The 17,488-nt window shown below is 69.1% G+C and carries 15 protein-coding genes; 12 read left to right on the forward strand and 3 right to left on the reverse strand.

Going from position 1 to position 17,488, the window contains the following annotated elements:
* The first annotated feature begins 164 nt into the window (after positions 1–164).
* Complete coding sequence (locus AC1PLR_RS02375) at positions 165–1,505, forward strand: outer membrane protein transport protein (protein ID WP_420008744.1); 1,341 nt, start codon at positions 165–167, stop codon at positions 1,503–1,505.
* A gap of 139 nt (positions 1,506–1,644) precedes the next feature.
* On the opposite strand, the gene putA is transcribed toward AC1PLR_RS02375, so the two are convergent.
* Positions 1,645–4,836, reverse strand: coding sequence for a bifunctional proline dehydrogenase/L-glutamate gamma-semialdehyde dehydrogenase PutA (gene putA, locus AC1PLR_RS02380; protein WP_481103515.1), 3,192 nt, complete (start codon positions 4,834–4,836; stop codon positions 1,645–1,647).
* 262 nt (positions 4,837–5,098) lie between these two features.
* On the opposite strand from putA, the gene AC1PLR_RS02385 reads away from it, so the two are divergent.
* The 6 genes from AC1PLR_RS02385 to AC1PLR_RS02410 are packed head-to-tail and all read left to right on the forward strand — an operon-like array spanning position 5,099 to position 9,849.
* Positions 5,099–5,575 (forward strand): DUF2244 domain-containing protein, encoded by a 477-nt coding sequence (locus AC1PLR_RS02385; protein ID WP_420008745.1) that lies wholly within the window; start codon positions 5,099–5,101, stop codon positions 5,573–5,575.
* Positions 5,576–5,595: 20 nt separating this feature from the next.
* Positions 5,596–6,588: a cytochrome c oxidase subunit II gene (gene coxB / locus AC1PLR_RS02390; RefSeq protein WP_481102533.1), complete on the forward strand. Its 993-nt coding sequence runs from the start codon at positions 5,596–5,598 to the stop codon at positions 6,586–6,588.
* A gap of 31 nt (positions 6,589–6,619) precedes the next feature.
* Positions 6,620–8,230 carry a cytochrome c oxidase subunit I gene (gene ctaD / locus AC1PLR_RS02395; protein WP_019801217.1) on the forward strand — a complete coding sequence of 537 codons (1,611 nt, stop codon included), beginning with the start codon at positions 6,620–6,622 and terminating at the stop codon, positions 8,228–8,230.
* Positions 8,230–8,361, forward strand: coding sequence for a hypothetical protein (locus AC1PLR_RS02400; protein ID WP_010341609.1), 132 nt, complete (start codon positions 8,230–8,232; stop codon positions 8,359–8,361). The genes ctaD and AC1PLR_RS02400 overlap by 1 nt, the downstream gene beginning before the upstream one ends.
* The gene (locus AC1PLR_RS02405) at positions 8,358–8,948 is read left to right on the forward strand and encodes a cytochrome c oxidase assembly protein (protein WP_481102534.1); all 591 of its coding nucleotides are present in this window, start codon (positions 8,358–8,360) and stop codon (positions 8,946–8,948) included. Before AC1PLR_RS02400 ends, AC1PLR_RS02405 begins: the two co-directional genes overlap by 4 nt.
* A 19-nt stretch (positions 8,949–8,967) precedes the next feature.
* Positions 8,968–9,849 (forward strand): cytochrome c oxidase subunit 3, encoded by an 882-nt coding sequence (locus tag AC1PLR_RS02410; protein WP_010341611.1) that lies wholly within the window; start codon positions 8,968–8,970, stop codon positions 9,847–9,849.
* Between the two features lie 240 nt (positions 9,850–10,089).
* On the opposite strand, the gene AC1PLR_RS02415 is transcribed toward AC1PLR_RS02410, so the two are convergent.
* Positions 10,090–10,308, reverse strand: coding sequence for a twin transmembrane helix small protein (locus AC1PLR_RS02415; protein ID WP_010341612.1), 219 nt, complete (start codon positions 10,306–10,308; stop codon positions 10,090–10,092).
* Between the two features lie 30 nt (positions 10,309–10,338).
* Here AC1PLR_RS02415 and AC1PLR_RS02420 point away from each other — a divergent pair, with 30 nt between their 5' ends.
* The 5 genes from AC1PLR_RS02420 to AC1PLR_RS02440 all read left to right on the forward strand — a co-directional run bounded on the left by AC1PLR_RS02420 (position 10,339) and on the right by AC1PLR_RS02440 (position 15,589).
* Positions 10,339–11,097, forward strand: a complete 759-nt coding sequence (locus tag AC1PLR_RS02420; protein ID WP_481102535.1) for an SURF1 family protein — start codon at positions 10,339–10,341, stop codon at positions 11,095–11,097.
* Positions 11,098–11,124: 27 nt separating this feature from the next.
* Positions 11,125–11,700, forward strand: a complete 576-nt coding sequence (locus tag AC1PLR_RS02425; protein WP_481102536.1) for a hypothetical protein — start codon at positions 11,125–11,127, stop codon at positions 11,698–11,700.
* Positions 11,701–11,710: 10 nt separating this feature from the next.
* On the forward strand, positions 11,711–12,874 hold the full coding sequence (locus tag AC1PLR_RS02430) for a COX15/CtaA family protein (RefSeq protein ID WP_481102537.1): 1,164 nt from the start codon (positions 11,711–11,713) through the stop codon (positions 12,872–12,874).
* A complete protein-coding gene (gene cyoE, locus AC1PLR_RS02435; RefSeq protein ID WP_481102538.1) occupies positions 12,871–13,764 on the forward strand; it encodes a heme o synthase in 894 nt (297 codons plus the stop codon). The genes AC1PLR_RS02430 and cyoE overlap by 4 nt, the downstream gene beginning before the upstream one ends.
* 88 nt (positions 13,765–13,852) lie before the next feature.
* Positions 13,853–15,589, forward strand: a complete 1,737-nt coding sequence (locus AC1PLR_RS02440; RefSeq protein WP_481102539.1) for a methyl-accepting chemotaxis protein — start codon at positions 13,853–13,855, stop codon at positions 15,587–15,589.
* A 196-nt stretch (positions 15,590–15,785) separates the two neighbouring features.
* Here the strand turns inward: AC1PLR_RS02440 and AC1PLR_RS02445 are convergent, their stop codons facing one another.
* Entirely contained in the window at positions 15,786–17,372 is a 1,587-nt protein-coding gene (locus AC1PLR_RS02445; protein WP_481102540.1) for a thioredoxin family protein, read from the reverse strand.
* Positions 17,373–17,488 lie beyond the last annotated feature (116 nt).

The following is a 17,488-nucleotide window of genomic DNA, read 5'->3' on the forward strand; positions in this document are numbered from 1 at the left end:
ACCTGAACGCATCATGTCGTTATTGTTTAGTTAACGGTGCGGGGTATACTCGCATACGGCGTCGTATGTCGGGAGGGGACTCCGGCGCGCATTCCTGGGCCTTCACGGTTCGGGTTTGCGCAGGCGCGAACACAGACACTTCGTCTTCCGGAGAAAAACTAGCCATGCAAAACGCAACCCAGTTCGTCCGTTTCACCGCTCTGGCCGTCGGCATCGTCGGCGCGCTGGCCATGGGCCAGGCGCACGGCGCCGCGTTCCAGCTCAAGGAGAACAGCGCCAAGGGCCTGGGCCGCGCGTTCGCCGGCTCCGGCAGCGCCCCCGGCGATGCCTCGATCATCGCCGTGAACCCGGCCGGCATGCGCCAGCTCGACGGCAAGGTGTTCCAGGCCGACGTCAGCGCCATCCAGTTCTCGGCCAAGTACCAGGGCGACGGCGGCACCTACGCCACCGGCGCGCCGATCTCCGGCGGCCGCGGCGGCGACGCCGGCATGATCGCCCCGGTCCCGGCGGTGTACTTCCACATGCCGTTCGGCGAAAACAACAACATGCACTTCGGCACCTCGCTGACCGTGCCGTTCGGCTTCAAGACCGAATACGACCGCGACTGGGTGGGCCGCTACAACGGCGTCAAGACCGAGCTGCAGGCGATCGACCTGAACTTCGCCTTCTCCTACGACGTCAACCCGTACGTGTCGTTCGGCGCGTCGGTGTTCGCCGAGCGCCTGGACATCGACCTGACCAACGCCATCGACTTCGGTACCATCCTGGCTTCGCGCCGCGTGCCGGGCTTCGCGCCGGGCAGCGCCGATGGTTTCTCGCGCATCAAGGGCGACAACACCGAGGTCGGCTTCACCCTGGGCGGCCTGTTCAGCATCGACGAGAACACCCACATCGGCTTCAGCTACCGGTCGCAGGTCGAGCACAAGATCACCGACGGCGATGCCAACTTCACCGTGCCGGGCAATGCCGCCACCGTGCTGGCCTTCGCCGCGCCGGGCACCTTCGTCGACACCAAGGGCCGCGCCACGGTCAAGCTGCCGGCCAGCGCCACCGCCAGCTTCACCCACAACATCAACGAGCAGTGGACGGTGATGGCCGACGTCACCCGCACCGCCTGGAGCAAGTTCGACAAGGTCACCGTCGACTTCGCCTCCAACCAGCCCGACAGCGTGCTGGACTTCTCGTACCGCGACACCACCTTCGTGTCGCTGGGTGCCGACTACCGCATGAGCGATACGCTGACCCTGCGTGGCGGCCTGGCCTACGACCAGACCCCGACCACCGACCAGCACCGCGACGTGCGCGTGCCGGACGCGAGCCGCAAGTGGGTCTCGCTGGGTCTGACCTGGAAGCCGTCCGAGCAGGCCGAGTACAGCTTCGGCTATACCCACCTGTTCACCAACGATCCGAGCATCGCCACCACCACCGCCACCGGCAACACCCTGGTCGGCGACTACGACGTGAGCGGCAACGTGCTGGCGGCCTCGGTCAACTACAAGTTCTGATCGCAGGCGCTTCGCGGTTCACGAAAAAGCCCCGCCTCGGCGGGGCTTTTTTTGTGCCTGTCCGTAAGCGTGCGCTGCGCGCTGCGGCAGGCGGCGACCGGCGCAGGTTCCGGGCGGAACGCTGCGCCGAGCGGGGCGGTCAGTCGCCCAGGGTCAGCAGCGAGGCGTTGCCGCCGGCGGCGGTGGTGTTGACCGTCACCACCTTCTCGGTGGCGAAGCGCAGCAGGTAGTGCGGGCCGCCGGCCTTGGGGCCGGTGCCGGACAGGCCCTGGCCGCCGAACGGCTGCACGCCGACCACCGCGCCGATCTGGTTGCGGTTGACGTAGACGTTGCCCACCGCCACGCGCGAGGCGATGCGCTCGATGGTCTCGTCGATGCGCGAATGCACGCCCAGGGTCAGGCCGTAGCCGGTGGCGTTGATCTGGTCGATCACCGCATCGAGCTGGTCGGCCTTCCAGCGGATCACGTGCAGCACCGGGCCGAAGATCTCGCGCTGCAGCTGCGCCAGCGACTGCAGCTCGTAGGCGCGCGGGGCGAAGAAGCTGCCGTGCGCGGTGGCATCGTCGGTGGCGGCCACGGCGATGGCGCGCGCTTCGCGGTCCATGCGCGCGGCGTGGTCGGTGAGGAGTTGCAGCGCGTCGGCATCGATCACCGGGCCGACGTCGGTGGACAGCAAGCCGGGGTCGCCGACCTTCAGTTCGGCCATGGCGCCGGCGAGCATGGTCATCACCTTGTCGGCGATGTCGTCCTGCACGAACAGCACGCGCGCGGCCGAGCAGCGCTGGCCGGCGGAGATGAAGGCGCTGGAGATCGCGTCCTTGACCACCGCTTCCGGCAGCGACGAGGAATCGGCGATGAAGGCGTTCTGGCCGCCGGTTTCGGCGATCAGCACGCCGATGGCGGCATCGCGCGCGGCCAGTGCGCGGTTGATCGAACGCGCGGTCTCGGTGGAACCGGTGAAGGCGACGCCGGCCACGCGCGCATCGCGGGTCAGCGCGGCGCCGACGGTGGCGCCGTCGCCGGGCAGGAACTGCACCACCGCCTCCGGCACGCCGGCTTCGTGCAGCAGCTTCACCGCGGCATGGCCGACCAGGTTGGTCTGCTCGGCCGGCTTGGCGATGACGCTGTTGCCGGCGGCCAGCGCCGCGGCGACCTGGCCGAGGAAGATCGCCAGCGGGAAGTTCCACGGGCTGATGCAGACGAACACGCCACGGCCGTGCAGCTGCAGTTCGTTGGATTCGCCGGTCGGCCCGGGCAGGCGCTCGGGCGCGCCGAACTGCGCACGCGCCTGGCCGGCGTAGTAGCGCAGGAAATCCACCGCTTCGCGCACTTCGGCGACGCCGTCGGGCAGGGTCTTGCCGGCTTCCTTGACGCACAGCGCCATGAACTCGGGCATGCGCGCTTCCAGCAGGTCGGCGGCGTGTTCGAGGATGGTGGCGCGGCTGGCGGCCGGGGTGCGGTTCCAGGCCGGGTAGGCGGCTGCGGCATTGCTCAGCGCTTTCTCCACGGTGGCGGCATCGGCCGGCTTCCAGTGGCCGATGACCTGGCGGCGGTCGGCCGGGTTGGCGACCGGCAGCGCGTCGCCGGCGATCACCGCGCCGGGCACCAGCGATGCGGCCTGCCAGGGCTTGAGCGCGGTGTTGAGCTGGTCGGCCAGCGCGCGCAGATCGTTGTCGTTGGCGAGGTTGGCGCCCATGGAGTTCTTCCTGTTGTGGTTCTGGCTGCGCAGCAGATCGACCGGCAGCGGAATCTTCGGATGCGGGATGGAGGCGAACGCGGACACGGCCTCGACCGGGTCGCGGATCAGGTCTTCGATGGCCACGTCTTCGTCGGTGATGCGGTTGACGAAGCTGGAGTTGGCGCCGTTCTCCAGCAGGCGCCGCACCAGGTACGGCAGCAGGTCCTCGTGCGAGCCCACCGGCGCGTACACGCGGCAGGGCACGCCGAGGCGGTCGGCGGGGATCACCTCGGCGTATAGGTCGTCGCCCATGCCGTGCAGTTTCTGGTGCTCGTAGTCGCGGCCGCCGGCGATGGCGCGCACCGCGGCGATGGTCTGCGCGTTGTGGGTGGCGAACATCGGATACAGCGCGTCGCTGTGCGCGAACAGGCGCTTGGCGCAGGCCAGGTAGGACACGTCGGTGTTCTGCTTGCGGGTGAACACCGGGTAGCCCGGGTGACCCTCGACCTGCGCGCGCTTGATCTCCGCGTCCCAGTAGGCGCCCTTGACCAGGCGCACCGGGATGCGGCGGCCGACACGGCGCGCCAGGTCGGCGAGGAAATCGATCGTGTACGGGGTGCGCTTCTGGTACGCCTGCACCGCCAGGCCGTAGCCCTCCCAGCCGTCCAGCGAGGGATCGGAGAAGGTGGCCTCGATGATGTCCAGCGACAGTTCCAGGCGGTCGGCCTCTTCGGCGTCGACCGTGTAGCCGATGCCGTAGGACTTGGCCAGTTGCGCCAGCTCCAGTACGCCCGGCACCAGCTCGGCCATCACCCGCGCGCGCTTGGCGTGCTCGTAGCGCGGGTACAGCGCCGAGAGCTTGATCGAGATGCTGGGCGCGGCGAACACCGCGTCCTTGCCGCCCTGCGGGCGCTGCGCGGCGAAATGCCTGCCGATGGCGTGGATCGCCTGGCGGTAGGCATCGAGATAGCGCTGCGCGTCCTTCATGGTCAGCGCGCCTTCGCCGAGCATGTCGAACGAGTAGCGGTAGTGGGCGTTGTCGCCCTTCTTCGAGCGGGTCAGCGCCTCGCCGATGGTCCGGCCCATCACGAACTGGTGGCCCATGATCTTCATCGCCTGGCGCACCGCCAGGCGGATCACCGGCTCGCCGACGCGGCCGATCAGGCGCTTGAACGCGCCGGACACGTCGGCGCGGGTGAGGTCGTTGATCTGCACCAGCTTGCCGGTGAGCATCAGGCCCCAGGTCGAGGCATTGACGAGGATCGAGTCGCTCTCGCCCATGTGCTTCTTCCAGTCCGCATCGCCGAGCTTGTCGCGGATCAGCTTGTCGGCGGTGTCCTGGTCGGGGATGCGCAGCAGCGCTTCGGCCACGCACATCAGCAGCACGCCCTCCTCGCTGCCGAGGTCGTATTGGCGCATGAAGGCTTCGATCGCGCCCTGGTCCTGGGCGCGGGCGCGCACCCGGGTGACCAGGTCGGCGGCCAGCGCTTGCACCTTGGCCTGGTCGGCCGCGGGCAGGCGCGCCTGCTCGAGCAGTTCGCGCACGTGTTCGGCTTCGTCCTTGAGCCAGGCGGCGGTGATCGCCGCGCGCAGGGCCTGCGGTGCGGGCGGGAGTTCGGGGGACAGCAAGGGCGAAGGAGACGCGGACGGCATCGCCGGAACAGAGCCGGCGCCAGGCAGAGCGTTCATGCGGGAAAGGCCAGGGACAGAGCCCACCATTTTATGTCAGCGCCTGCACGCGCAGGGCGTCGCCGGCATCGCCGCGACGCGCTCGGTGGCGCCCAGGCTGAACACGAATCTGGTTGCGCTGCAGCATTTTTTATGGTGAACGCGCGCTTGCCGCCGCGCAGGCCGGGGGCTACCATCCAGGCGTGCTCGCGGCTCGGGCGCGAGCGGTTCGGAAGCGCGGTTCGACATGATCGAAATGTTTCCGTTTTCTCCGGAGGGGTCGGGTACGCAGCTGCGGCTGCGACCGCCGCGGGCGTTGAATGCCCGGCAATTCGTGCTGTTGTTCCTCGCACTGGCCGGGGCGATGTGGGTCGTGGCCGGGCTGGGGTGGCTCGCCGGCAATGTGTTCGCGCCTGCGTTCGCCCTGTTGCACAGCATCGTGGTGGGGCTCGCGCTGCATTGGTGTTGGCGCGGCGGCGAGCGCGAAGAGGATATCCGGGTGGGTCCGGCCTGCGTGGAAGTGACCCGTCCGAATGCAGGAACGCCGGCGTTCCGCGCCCATCCGCATTGGGTGCGGTTGCGGATCGAAGGCGACGACAGGGTGGTGCTGGCATCCAGCGGCAAGCAGGTCCGGGTCGGCGAATTCCTCGGCCCCGACGAACGCCGGCAACTGGCGCAGACCCTGGAAGGCTTGCTCGCGGCCGTGACCGGCCGCAACCGATGACGCTCCAAGGGGTCTAGGCAATGAAGCAACGCGGCGGGTGGGTGCAACAGGCGGTCAGGGGCGGGATGGCGTTGGCGGCGGCGATGGCCGCACCGCTGGCGTGGGCGCAGTCGGCCGATCCCAAGCCGTGGCAGCTCAACATGGGCAGGGGCGTCACCCAGAGCGCGCGCAACGCGTACGACGCGCACATGGTCGCGTTGTGGGTCTGCGTGGTCATCGGCGTGCTGGTGTTCGGCGCGATGGCCTATGCGATCTTCAAGTTCCGCAAGTCCAAGGGCGCGGTGCCGGCGCAGTTCAGCCACAACACCAAGGCCGAGATCGTGTGGACGGTGATCCCGGTGCTGATCCTGATCGTGATGGCCTGGCCGGCCACCGCCAAGCTGATCGCGATGTACGACACCCGCGATGCCGAGATGACGGTGAAGGTCACCGGTTACCAGTGGATGTGGCGCTACGAATACCTGGGCGAGAACGTGTCGTTCACCAGCCGCCTGGCGCGCAGTTCCGATCGCCTGCGGCAGAGCCATGCGGTGCCCACGCTCGAGCACGACCCGCACTACCTGCTGGACGTGGACAACCGGCTGGTGCTGCCGGTGAACACCAAGGTGCGCTTCGTCATCACCGCCGACGACGTCATCCACGCTTGGTGGGTGCCGGCGTTGGGCTGGAAGCAGGACGCCATCCCCGGGATCATCAACGAGGCCTGGACCAGCATCGACACGCCCGGGGTGTACCGCGGCCAGTGCGCCGAACTGTGCGGCAAGGACCACGGCTTCATGCCGATCGTGGTCGAGGCGGTGAGCAAGCAGGACTTCCAGAAGTGGCTGGCATCGCGCAAGCCGGCGCCCGCCGCCGCGCCTGCGCCGGCCACGCCGGCAGCGGCCCCGGCTGCTGCGCCGGCCACCGCCGAACCCGCTGCCGCGCCCGCCGACGCCCAGGCGCCGGCAGCGCCGCCGCAGGCGCGGCTGTCGCGTCCTCGTTCCGACTCGCACCTGATCGTGCAAGCCGCCTGATCTCCAGCATTCCTTTTCTGAGGTAGCCGCCATGGCCCATTCGGCAGTCGATCACCACGACGAGCACGGGCATCAGCAGAGCTTCGTCGAGCGTTGGTTCTTCTCGACCAACCACAAGGACATCGGCACGCTGTACCTGCTCTTCAGCTTCACCATGTTCGTCATCGGTGCGGCGATGAGCGTGGTGATCCGCGCCGAACTGGCGCAGCCGGGCCTGCAGTTCGTCAAGCCCGAGTTCTTCAACCAGATGACCACCGTGCATGCGCTGGTGATGATCTTCGGCGGGGTGATGCCGGCCTTCGTCGGCCTGGCCAACTGGATGATCCCGCTGCAGATCGGCGCGCCGGACATGGCGCTGCCGCGCATGAACAACTGGTCGTTCTGGCTGCTGCCGGTGGCCTTCACCCTGCTGCTGCTGACCCTGTTCCTGCCCGGCGGCGCGCCGGCCGGCGGCTGGACGATGTATCCGCCGCTGATGCTGCAAGGCGGTTACAACGTCGCATTCTCGGTGTTCGCCATCCACGTCGCCGGCATCAGCTCGATCATGGGCGCGATCAACATCATCGCCACCGTGCTCAACATGCGCGCGCCGGGCATCGACCTGCTGAAGATGCCGATCTTCTGCTGGGCCTGGCTGATCACCGCGTTCCTGCTGATCGCGGTGATGCCGGTGCTGGCCGGCGCGGTGACCATGCTGCTCACCGACAAGTTCTTCGGCACCTCGTTCTTCAACGCCGCCGGCGGCGGCGACCCGGTGATGTACCAGCACATCTTCTGGTTCTTCGGGCACCCCGAGGTCTACATCATGATCCTGCCGGCGTTCGGCGTGATCAGCGAAATCATCCCGACCTTCAGCCGCAAGCCGCTGTTCGGCTACCAGGCGATGGTCTACGCGATCGCGGCGATCGCGTTCCTGAGCTTCATCGTCTGGGCGCACCACATGTTCACCGTGGGCATGCCGTTGGGCGGCGAGATCTACTTCATGTTCGCCACCATGCTGATCTCCATCCCCACCGGGGTGAAGGTGTTCAACTGGGTCAGCACCATGTGGCAGGGCTCGATGACCTTCGAGTCGCCGATGCTGTGGTCCATCGCCTTCGTCATCCTGTTCACCATCGGCGGTTTCTCCGGGCTGATGCTGGCGATCGTGCCGGCCGACTTCCAGTACCACGACACCTACTTCGTGGTCGCGCACTTCCACTACGTGCTGGTCACCGGTGCGGTGTTCGCGCTGATCGCGGCGGTGTACTACTGGTGGCCGAAGTGGACCGGGCGCATGTACAACGAGACCTGGGCCAAGTTCCACTTCTGGTGGACGATGCTGTTCGTCAACCTGCTGTTCTTCCCGCAGCACTTCCTTGGCCTGGCCGGCATGCCGCGGCGCATCCCCGACTACAACGTGGTGTTCGCCGACTGGAACCTGGTCAGCTCGATCGGCGCGTTCGGCATGTTCGTCACCCCGTTCCTGATGGCCGGCATCCTGCTGGCGTCGCTGCGCAACGGCGCGCGCGCCGAAGCGCGCTCGTGGGAAGGCGCGCGCGGCCTGGAGTGGACGGTGCCGTCGCCGGCGCCGGCGCACACCTTCACCCTGCCGCCGGTGATCAAGCCCGGCGACCTGGCCCACGACGACATCAGCCACTGATGACCGCGCAACCGCCGCTCGACGACCTGGTCCTGCGCCGCAAGCGTGCGGCGCGCACCGCGCTGGTGGTCGGCGCGGTGGCGCTGGCGATCTATGTCGGCTTCATCCTCTCCGGGGTGCTGGGCCGATGAACGCGCCGGCGCCGCAGGTGCACAGCAGTGCCGGGCTGTTCAAGCTGGTCGGCGTGGCGCTGGCGGTGTTTCTGCTGACGTTTTCGCTGGTGCCGCTGTACCGCATCGCCTGCGAGAAGGTGTTCGGCGTGCGCCTGGAGCGCGGCCCCGGCGAAGGCCCGCAGGCCGGCAAGTCGCTGGCCGGCAAGCGCACGGTCACGGTGCAGTTCGATGGTGGGGTGAATTCCAAGCTGCCGTGGTCGTTCCGTCCCGAGCAACTGACCATGCAGGTGGTGCCGGGCGAGCTCAATGAGGCGCTGTACTACGCGCACAACGACGGTGCGCATGCCATCGTCGGCAGCGCGGTGCCGTCGGTGGCGCCGGCGCGCGCTTCGGGCTACTTCACCAAGACCGAGTGCTTCTGCTTCACCGCGCAGACCCTGCAGGCCGGCGAGAAACGCGACATGCCGGTGCGCTTCATCGTCGATCCCAACCTGCCCAGCGACATCAGCACCATCACCCTGTCCTACACCTTCTACAAGAACGATGCGCTGAGCGCGGAACTGGGATCGCCGAAACTGGCCGGTTCCGCGCGCGCGGCTCCCTGACCCGACCGGAATGCCTGCCATGGCCCAGCCCAGCACCGACGCCACCGCCAACGCCTACTACGTGCCCAGCCAGAGCCGCTGGCCGTTCATCGGCTCGATCGCGATGTTCGTGACCATGATCGGCGTGGCCAGTTGGCTCAACGACGCGTCCTGGGGCAAGTGGACCTTCTTCACCGGCATCGCGATGCTGGTGGCGACGCTGTTCATGTGGTTCGGCGACGTGATCCGCGAGTCGATCGCCGGGCACTACAACCGGCAGGTCGACGTGTCGTTCCGCATGGGCATGGTGTGGTTCATCTTTTCCGAGGTGATGTTCTTCGGCGCCTTCTTCGGCGCGCTGTTCTACACCCGCACCTTCATCCTGCCGTGGCTGGGCGGCGAGGGCGACGGGGTGATGACCAATGCGCTGCTGTGGGACGGTTACTCCGCCGCCTGGCCGACCAACGGCCCGGGCGGCATCGGCGGCCAGTTCCAGACCATTCCGGCCTGGGGCCTGCCGCTGATCAACACGCTGATCCTGCTCAGCTCCGGCGTGACCCTGACCATCGCCCACCATGCGCTCAAGGCCGGCCAGCGCACCCGGCTGATGGTGTTCCAGGCGCTGACCGTGGCGCTGGGCTGCACCTTCCTGTACTTCCAGGCCGAGGAGTACATGCACGCCTACAAGGAGCTCAACCTGACCCTGGGCTCGGGCATCTACGGCTCCACGTTCTTCATGCTCACCGGCTTCCACGGCGCGCACGTGCTGCTGGGCACGATCATGCTGCTGGTGATGCTGCTGCGGATCAGCCGCGGCCACTTCAGCCGCGACAACCACTTTGCCTTCGAAGCGGCAGCGTGGTACTGGCATTTCGTCGACGTGGTGTGGCTGGCGCTGTTCCTGTTCGTCTATGTGCTTTGAGGGCGGGGATTGGGGAGTTGGGATTGGGGATTGGTTGGTTTCCGCGCGTGCCGGCGTCCCGGCTGCGGTGTGTTGTAGGAGCGGCTTCAGCCGCGATGCGTTACCGGTAAGGCGTCGCGGCTGAAGCCGCTCCTACGGGGAATCCATCTCGTAGGCGCTTTGACTGGATCGCTCACGTGCAAAGTGCTCGTGCGGACGGCATGCTCCCGAATCCCGAATCCCGAATCCCGAAAGCAACGTCTACCGCCCGAGCCCGTGGGGCTTGATCACTCCGGTATAGATGCCCAGGATCACCAGCAGGATCAGGCACACCGATAGGCCGATGCGCCAGGTCAATGCGTTCACCGTGCGCTTGCTCTGGCCGCGGTCCACCAACAGGTAGTACAGGCCGGCGCCCAGGTTCCACAGGATGAGCAGCAGGAACGCGACGATCAGCAAGGTCTTCAGCGAGTCGTTCATGGGCGTCTCGGCGCATGGTGTGTCCGCATTATGACCCTCGTCGCTGCCTCGCGCGTGGGCGCGCGCCGGCGCATGCCGCTGTGGCTGGGCTGGAGCGTCGCGCTGGTGGTGGCGCTGTGCTTTTGCATGCTCGGCCGTTGGCAACTGCAACGCATGCACGAGAAGCAGGCGCTGCTGGCGCAGGCGGCGCATGTGCGCGATCGTCCGCAGACGCTGGCCGATGCGCTGCGTGCGATGCCGTCGGGACAACTGCACTGGGTGCATGGCGCTGGCCGCTTCCTGCCCGGGCAGATCCTGCTCGACAACCAGCTGCGGCAGGGCCGCAGCGGGGTGAAGGTATACCAGCCGTTCCTGGCCGACGGCGCGGCGGCGCCGCTGCTGGTGGAACTGGGCTGGTTGCCGCTGCCGGCCGACCGCGCGCTGCCGGAGCCGGCACCGTTGCAGGGCCGCTACACGCTGGTCGGCCTGCTCGGGCCGCCACCGTCGCATGGATTGACCCTGGGCCCGGCGCTGGTCGCGGCGCCGTCGCCGCAGCGCTGGCTGGCGATGCGCATCGAGCCGGCGGCGATCGGCGAGGCGCTCGGCCGCCGCGACATTTTGTCGCAGGTCCTGCGCCTGGATCCGGCCCTGCCGCTGGGCTATCCGCGCGACCTGGACCTGCTGCCGAACACGCTGCCGCCCGAGCGCCACTTGGGTTATGCGGTGCAGTGGTTCGGCCTGGCGCTGGCGGTGCTGGTCACTGCGGCGCTGCTCAGCTGGCGCGCGCGCAGGGGGCGGGGCGGGCGCTGAGCGCGCGCGCATGAGAAAATCCCCGGCATGAATGCTCCCACCCCGGCCCCGCGCCCGGCGGCCGCACGCGGCCGTTGGCCGCTGATCGTGTTGTTCGTCCTGTTCTTCGGCTCGATGCTGGTCGCCGGCGCGTTGCGCTTTTCCGGCTGGCAACCGGCCGCCAGCCGCAACCACGGCGAACTGCTGCAGCCGCCGGCCGATCTGCGTGCGCTGCAGCCGCGGCTGGCCGATGGCCGCGTCTACGCCTGGGAGCCGCAGCGGCGGCTGTGGCGCATCGCGCTGGCGCCGCCGGCCGATTGCGGCGATGCCTGCGAGGCGCTGGCGCGCGACCTGGACAAGGTCTGGCAGCTGTTCGGCCACGACGCCGACCACGTGCAGATCCTGTGGATCGGCACGCCGCCGGCCACCGCGCGGGCCTTGCCGGAGGTGCAGGCGCTGCGCCCGGACCCGGCGCTGCTGGCGGCGCTGCCGCGGGTGCGCGATGCGGCCGGCGTGCCGGTCTACGTCATCGATCCGAACGGTTTCGTGGTGCTGCGCTATGCCCCCGGGTTCGACCCGGCCGGGCTGCGTGCGGACCTGGCGAAGCTGCTGAAACTCCTGTGAGCCGCTCCCTATGACCCTGTTCGCGCGCCCGGCGCTGTTCCGGCATTTCCACCGCATGGCCTGGCTGGCGGCGCTGTTCACCGCCAGCACCATCATGTTCGGCTCGTTCGTGCGCCTGTCCGATGCCGGCATGAGCTGCCCGGACTGGCCGACCTGCTACGGCCGCATCACCTGGCCGCAGACCAGTGCCGAAGCCGACACCCACGCCGCCAGCAAGATCCGGCCGCTGGAGACGCACAAGGCCTGGCGCGAGCAGATCCACCGCTTCCTGGCCGGTGCGCTGGGCGTGGAGGTGCTGGTGCTGTCGCTGCTGGCGGCGCGCCGCCGCCGCCTCGGCATCGCCCAGATCGTCACGGCGGCGGCGCTGGTGGCGCTGTCGATCCCGTTGTACATATCCGGCTGGCCGGGGCTGGCGATGCTGCTGGCGGTCGGTGGCGAGGCGATCCTGCTGCTGGCGGCGCTGCGCTGGTCCAACGACGACCTGGCCCGCGCGGCGGTGCTGACCCTGTCGGTGGTGATCTTCCAAGCCCTGCTGGGCATGTGGACGGTGACCCTGCTGCTCAAGCCGATCGTGGTGATGGGGCACCTGCTGGGCGGCCTGCTGATGTTCTCGCTGCTGGTGTGGATGGCTTGGCGCGCCACCCACCTGCCGATCACCCTGGCCGATGCGCCACGCCTGAAATGGCTGCTGCGCCTGGGCGTGGCGGTGCTGGTGCTGCAGATCGCCCTGGGCGGCTGGGTCAGCGCCAACTATGCGGCGCTGGCCTGCGGCGGCGGCAGCTGGTCGGCCGACAACTTCCCGCGCTGCGTCAGCCAGTGGTGGCCGCCGCACGATTTCCGCGAGGGCTTCACCCTGTGGCGCGGTATCGGCGTGGATTACGAAGGCGGCGTGCTCGACGGCGCGGCGCGGATCGCCATCCAGATGGCGCACCGGATGATGGCGATGGTGGTGGCGGCCTACCTGCTGTGGCTGAGCTGGCGCCTGAGCCGCACGCCGGGCATGCGCGGCTGGGCGGCGGCGCTGGCGCTGCTGCTGGTCGCGCAGGTGTGCCTGGGCATCCTCAACGTCAAGCTGGCGCTGCCCTTGCCGGTGGCGGTGCTGCACAACGCCGGCGCGGTGGCGCTGCTGTTCGTGCTGGTGTCGTTGCTGGCGCGCTTGCGGGCGCCGCAATGAGCGCGCACCGCGTCCACTGGCGCGACTACTGGGACCTGACCAAGCCCAAGGTGGTGGCGCTGATCGTGTTCACCGCCCTGGTCGGCATGTGCCTGGCGATCCCGGGCGTGCCGACCTGGGCGCAGGTGCGCACCGGCCTGCTCGGCTTCTTCGGCATCTGGCTGGCGGCCTCGGCGGCGGCGGCGATCAACCAGTTGCTGGACGCGCGCATCGACGCGCAGATGGCACGCACCTCCTGGCGCCCGCTGGTGGTGGGCAAGGTGCTGCCGTGGCAGGTGCTGCTGTTCGCGGCGCTGCTGACCGCGCTGTCGATGACCGTGCTGGTGGTGTGGGTCAACTGGATCACCGCGGTGCTGACCTTCGCCTCGCTGATCGGCTATGCGGTGATCTACACGGTGTTCCTCAAGCGCACCACGCCGCAGAACATCGTCATCGGCGGCCTGGCCGGCGCGGCGCCGCCGCTGCTGGGCTGGGCCGCGATCACCGGCATGCAGGGGCAGTGGGACTGGGCCTATGCCTCGCTGCTGGTGCTGATCATCTTCGTGTGGACGCCGCCGCATTTCTGGGCGCTGGCGATCTTCCGCCGCGCCGACTACGCCAAGGCCTCGATCCCGATGCTGCCGGTCACCCACGGCGTGGCGCATACCCGCCGGCAGATCCTGGTGTACACGGTGCTGCTGGTGGTGGTGACGCTGCTGCCGGTGGCGGTGGGCATGAGCGGGGTGTTCTACCTCGGCGGCACCCTGGTGCTGGACGCGGTGTTCCTCTGGTACGCCTGGCGCATGCTCGACCCGCCCGACGAGATGTTCTCGATGCGCATGTTCGGCTACTCCATCGTGTACTTGATGGCGCTGTTCGCGTTCCTGCTGATCGACCACTGGATTTCCTGAACAGCTCGTTCATTTTTCCGCTCAAGTGTTGCCGGCTGCGGTCGTTACCGAGCGAACGACCAAAATCGGCAAAGCCGCGGAGACGTTCATGTGGGGCAAGAGCAAGCAAGACGCGGCGAAGCTGCAGGCACTGACCGAGCGCCTGCGTGAGGCCGAGGCCGAGCGCGACCGCGCGCGTGCGCAGGCCGACAGCGCCCTCGCCAATCTGGACGAGATGCGCGTCCGTTTCGACCTGGTCACCAAGGCAACCACCGACGGCCTGTGGGAGATGAGCGTGATCGCCGGCGATCCGATCAACCCCGCCAATGAATTCTGGTGGTCCTCGCAGTTCCGCGCGATGCTGGGCTTCTCGTCCGAGCTGGACTTCCCCAACGTGCTCGACAGTTGGGCCTCGCGCCTGCACCCGGAGGACAAGCAGGCCACGCTGGACGCGTTCGCCGCGCACCTGGGCGACCGCAGCGGCCAGACCCCGTACGACGTGGACTACCGCCTGCAGCTGAAGAACGGCCAGTACCGCTGGTTCCGCGCGATCGGCACCACGCAGCGCGATGCCCAGGGCACCCCCTTGCGCGTGGCCGGCGCGCTCACCGACATCACCGAGCGGCGCGAACGCGAGGCGTTCCTGGACATCGTGCTGACGCGCTTCGAGCTGGGCCAGGACATGCTCAACGACGGCCTGTGGGACATGAGCGTGATCGCCGGCGACCCGATCAATCCGTCCAACGAGTTCTGGTGGTCGCCGCAGTTCCGCTCGCTGCTGGGCTTCGCCTCCGAGGCCGAGTTCCCCAACGTGCTCGACAGCTGGTCCTCGCGCCTGCACCCGGAGGACGCGCAGTTCGCGCTCAACGCATTCGCCGCGCACCTCAACGACCGTACCGGCCGCACCGGCTTCGACATCGAATACCGCCTGCAGCTGAAGAACGGCGAGTACCGCTGGTTCCGCGCGCGCGGTCTGACCAAGCGCGCCGCCGACGGCACCCCGCTGCGCGCGGTCGGCGCCCTGCTGGACATCCATGCCGCGCGCCAGCTCGGCGAGGCCGCGCACACCCTGCAGACCGCCGCCGCGGAAATGGTCGACGACAACAGCGACCTGGCCCGGCGCACCGAGCAGCAGGCGGCGGCGCTGGAAGAGGCGGCCAGCTCGATGGAAGAGATCACCGGCACCGTGCAGCGCAACGTCGAACACGTCGGCCACGCCAACCGCCTGGTGGACGGCGCCAGCGACGTCGCCCAGCGCGGTGGCGAGGTGGTGCGCGACGTGGTGCAGACCATGGCCGGCATCGAGAGCGCCTCGCGCAAGATCGCCGACATCATCAGCGTGATCGACGGTATCGCCTTCCAGACCAACATCCTGGCCCTGAACGCGGCGGTGGAAGCCGCGCGTGCCGGCGAGCAGGGCCGCGGCTTCGCCGTGGTCGCCACCGAAGTGCGCAGCCTGGCCCAGCGCTGCGCCGACGCGGCCAAGGAAGTGCGTGGCCTGATCGCCGGTTCCAGCGAGCAGGTCGATCGCGGCTCGGCGCTGGTCGCGCGCGCCGGCGCCACCATGGAAGAACTGCTCGGCTCGGTGCGCGAAGTGCAGCGCATCATGACCGACATCGCCGGCGCCAGCCGCGAGCAGAGCGCCGGCATTGGCCAGGTCAACCAGATCGTGGTGCAGATGGACACCGCCACGCAGCAGAACGCGGCGCTGGTCGAAAAGATGGCCGAGGCCGCACGCGCGCTGGAAGGGCAGGCGCAGGGCCTCAGCGCGCATACCGGCAGCGGCCGCCGCGCCGGCAGCCAGGGCGCCGCTCAGGCAGCGACGCCGGTCCGCGTGGCGGCCTGATCGGAAACGGTCGAGCGCACGGCGCGCCATGGTGCGCCGCTGCGCGAAGCCTGCCTACGGTTCATCGTGCGGCGTGGTGGCAATCGCGCCGCGGCGACGCGGCGCACCGGATCTGCAGAGAATGGCGACCGTGCAACGCGCCGGAGGCCGCCGCCAGCGCGTTGCGCGGTCGCCGTGCGTGACGCGCCTCTCGCGCTCAGCTCAGCCAATGCTGGCAGCCGTCGCCCTGCTGGCTGCCGCAGCTTTGCTGCATCTTGTGCTGCAGCCGTGCGAGCACCGCGCGGCCGTCATGACCCTTGCTCCAGGCCTGCAGGGTCTTGGCCAGGGTGTCGAAGCGCTGCCGGGTGCGCTGGTGATAGCCGTCGGGCTGGCCGGCCAATTCCCCAATCACCTGTCCGGCGGCCGCCTCGATCGCGGCCGCATTGTCCGGCTGCAGCCGGACCAGGCCGTCGACATAGAGCACGCCCCACTGCACGCGGGTGGCGGGGCCTTGCGCGCTCTCGTAGGCCTTCTTCAGCCAGAACAGCGCGGTCTGCTTGTCGCCGCGCGCCTCGGCCAGGCTGGCCAGTTCCGGCATGTAGTAGTACGGGGTCTTGCTGCGCTGAAGCTCGGCCAGCAGCAGTTGTTCGGCGCCGGCGCTGTCGCCCGCCTCGTCGAGCAGGTCGGCGGCGGTGCTGATGGTGGACTGACGTTCGTAGTCGGTCTTGGCGGCTTGCTCGGCCCATTGCACGCGCTGCTGCACCTTGGCGACCACTGCGGGCGGCAGCGGCGGATGCGGGCCATCGCCGGCCTCGGCCGGCTGGCCTTGCGCCAACCGCGCCAGGGCGATGTCCGCGGCGGCGGTATCCAGGCGATCGCTGATCGGCAGGCTGCTGTCGGCGTAGACCTGGTCCAGCGCATGGGTCAGCGCGTTCGACAGCGCAGTGCGCTCGGCGGCGTCGCTGGCCGCGGCCTGCACCAGCTCGCGCGCCGCATAGGTCAGCGTGCTGCGATTGGCGCGCACCTCGGCCGGATCGGCCAGCACCGCCTGCAGCAGGGCGCGATCGGCGGCGCGGTGCCTGGCGTCCACGGCGCCAGCCTTGGCCGGGTCCTGCGCCGCCAGCGCCTGCAGCGCGAAACGGCGCTGCAATGCCGGCTGTGGCGCAGCGGCGGCCAGCCGCTTAAGCACGTCGGCCGCCTCACCCGGCTTGACCAACTGCGCCGCATCCACGGCCCAGCCGTATTCGCCGAGCAGGGTCCAGTCGTCGGCGCTCAGCGTGGCTGGCGCGGTCAGCGCCTGCTGCAGCAACTGCGCCGAAGTCGTGGTGCGGGTCGCGGCCACGCGCAGGGCCTCGGCCAGGCGCACGGTGTCGCTGTCGCCGGCCAGGCGGGTGATCTCGGTGCGGTCCGGGCGCAGCACGATGATGGTCGGATAGCCCTTGATGCCGAAGCGTTCGCCCCAGGCCTGCGCGCCTTCCGAATCGCCGTCCAGATGCACCGCGACGAAAGAGCGGGTGCGGGCGATGAAGGCCGGGTCCTTGAACAGCGTGGCCTTGAGCCGGTTGCAGGGCGGGCACCATACCGCGCCCCAGTACAGCAGCACCGGCTTGTTGTGTTCGCGCGCTTCGGCGAAGGCATCGTCGACGTCGCCCTCGCGCCAGGCGATGCCGGCGCTGTCGGCGGCGGGCGCCGGCGTGGCGGCCTTGGGCGCGGCGGGTGCGGGCGGTTTCTTGCAGGCGCCCAGCGCCAGCAGCGTGGCCAGGCTGGCGGAGATCGTCGCGGAACGGCGGAACATGCGGCTCATGGGGGCACCGGGTGGGGAGGGAGGCACGGCGCCGGCCGTGCCGGCCGTCTACTGTACGCAGCCCCTGCCGCGCTTGCACATGCCGCCTGCGCATCTGCATATGCCGTGGCGGCGTC

The sequence above is a fragment of the Xanthomonas sp. NCPPB 3570 genome, from assembly GCF_056725115.1.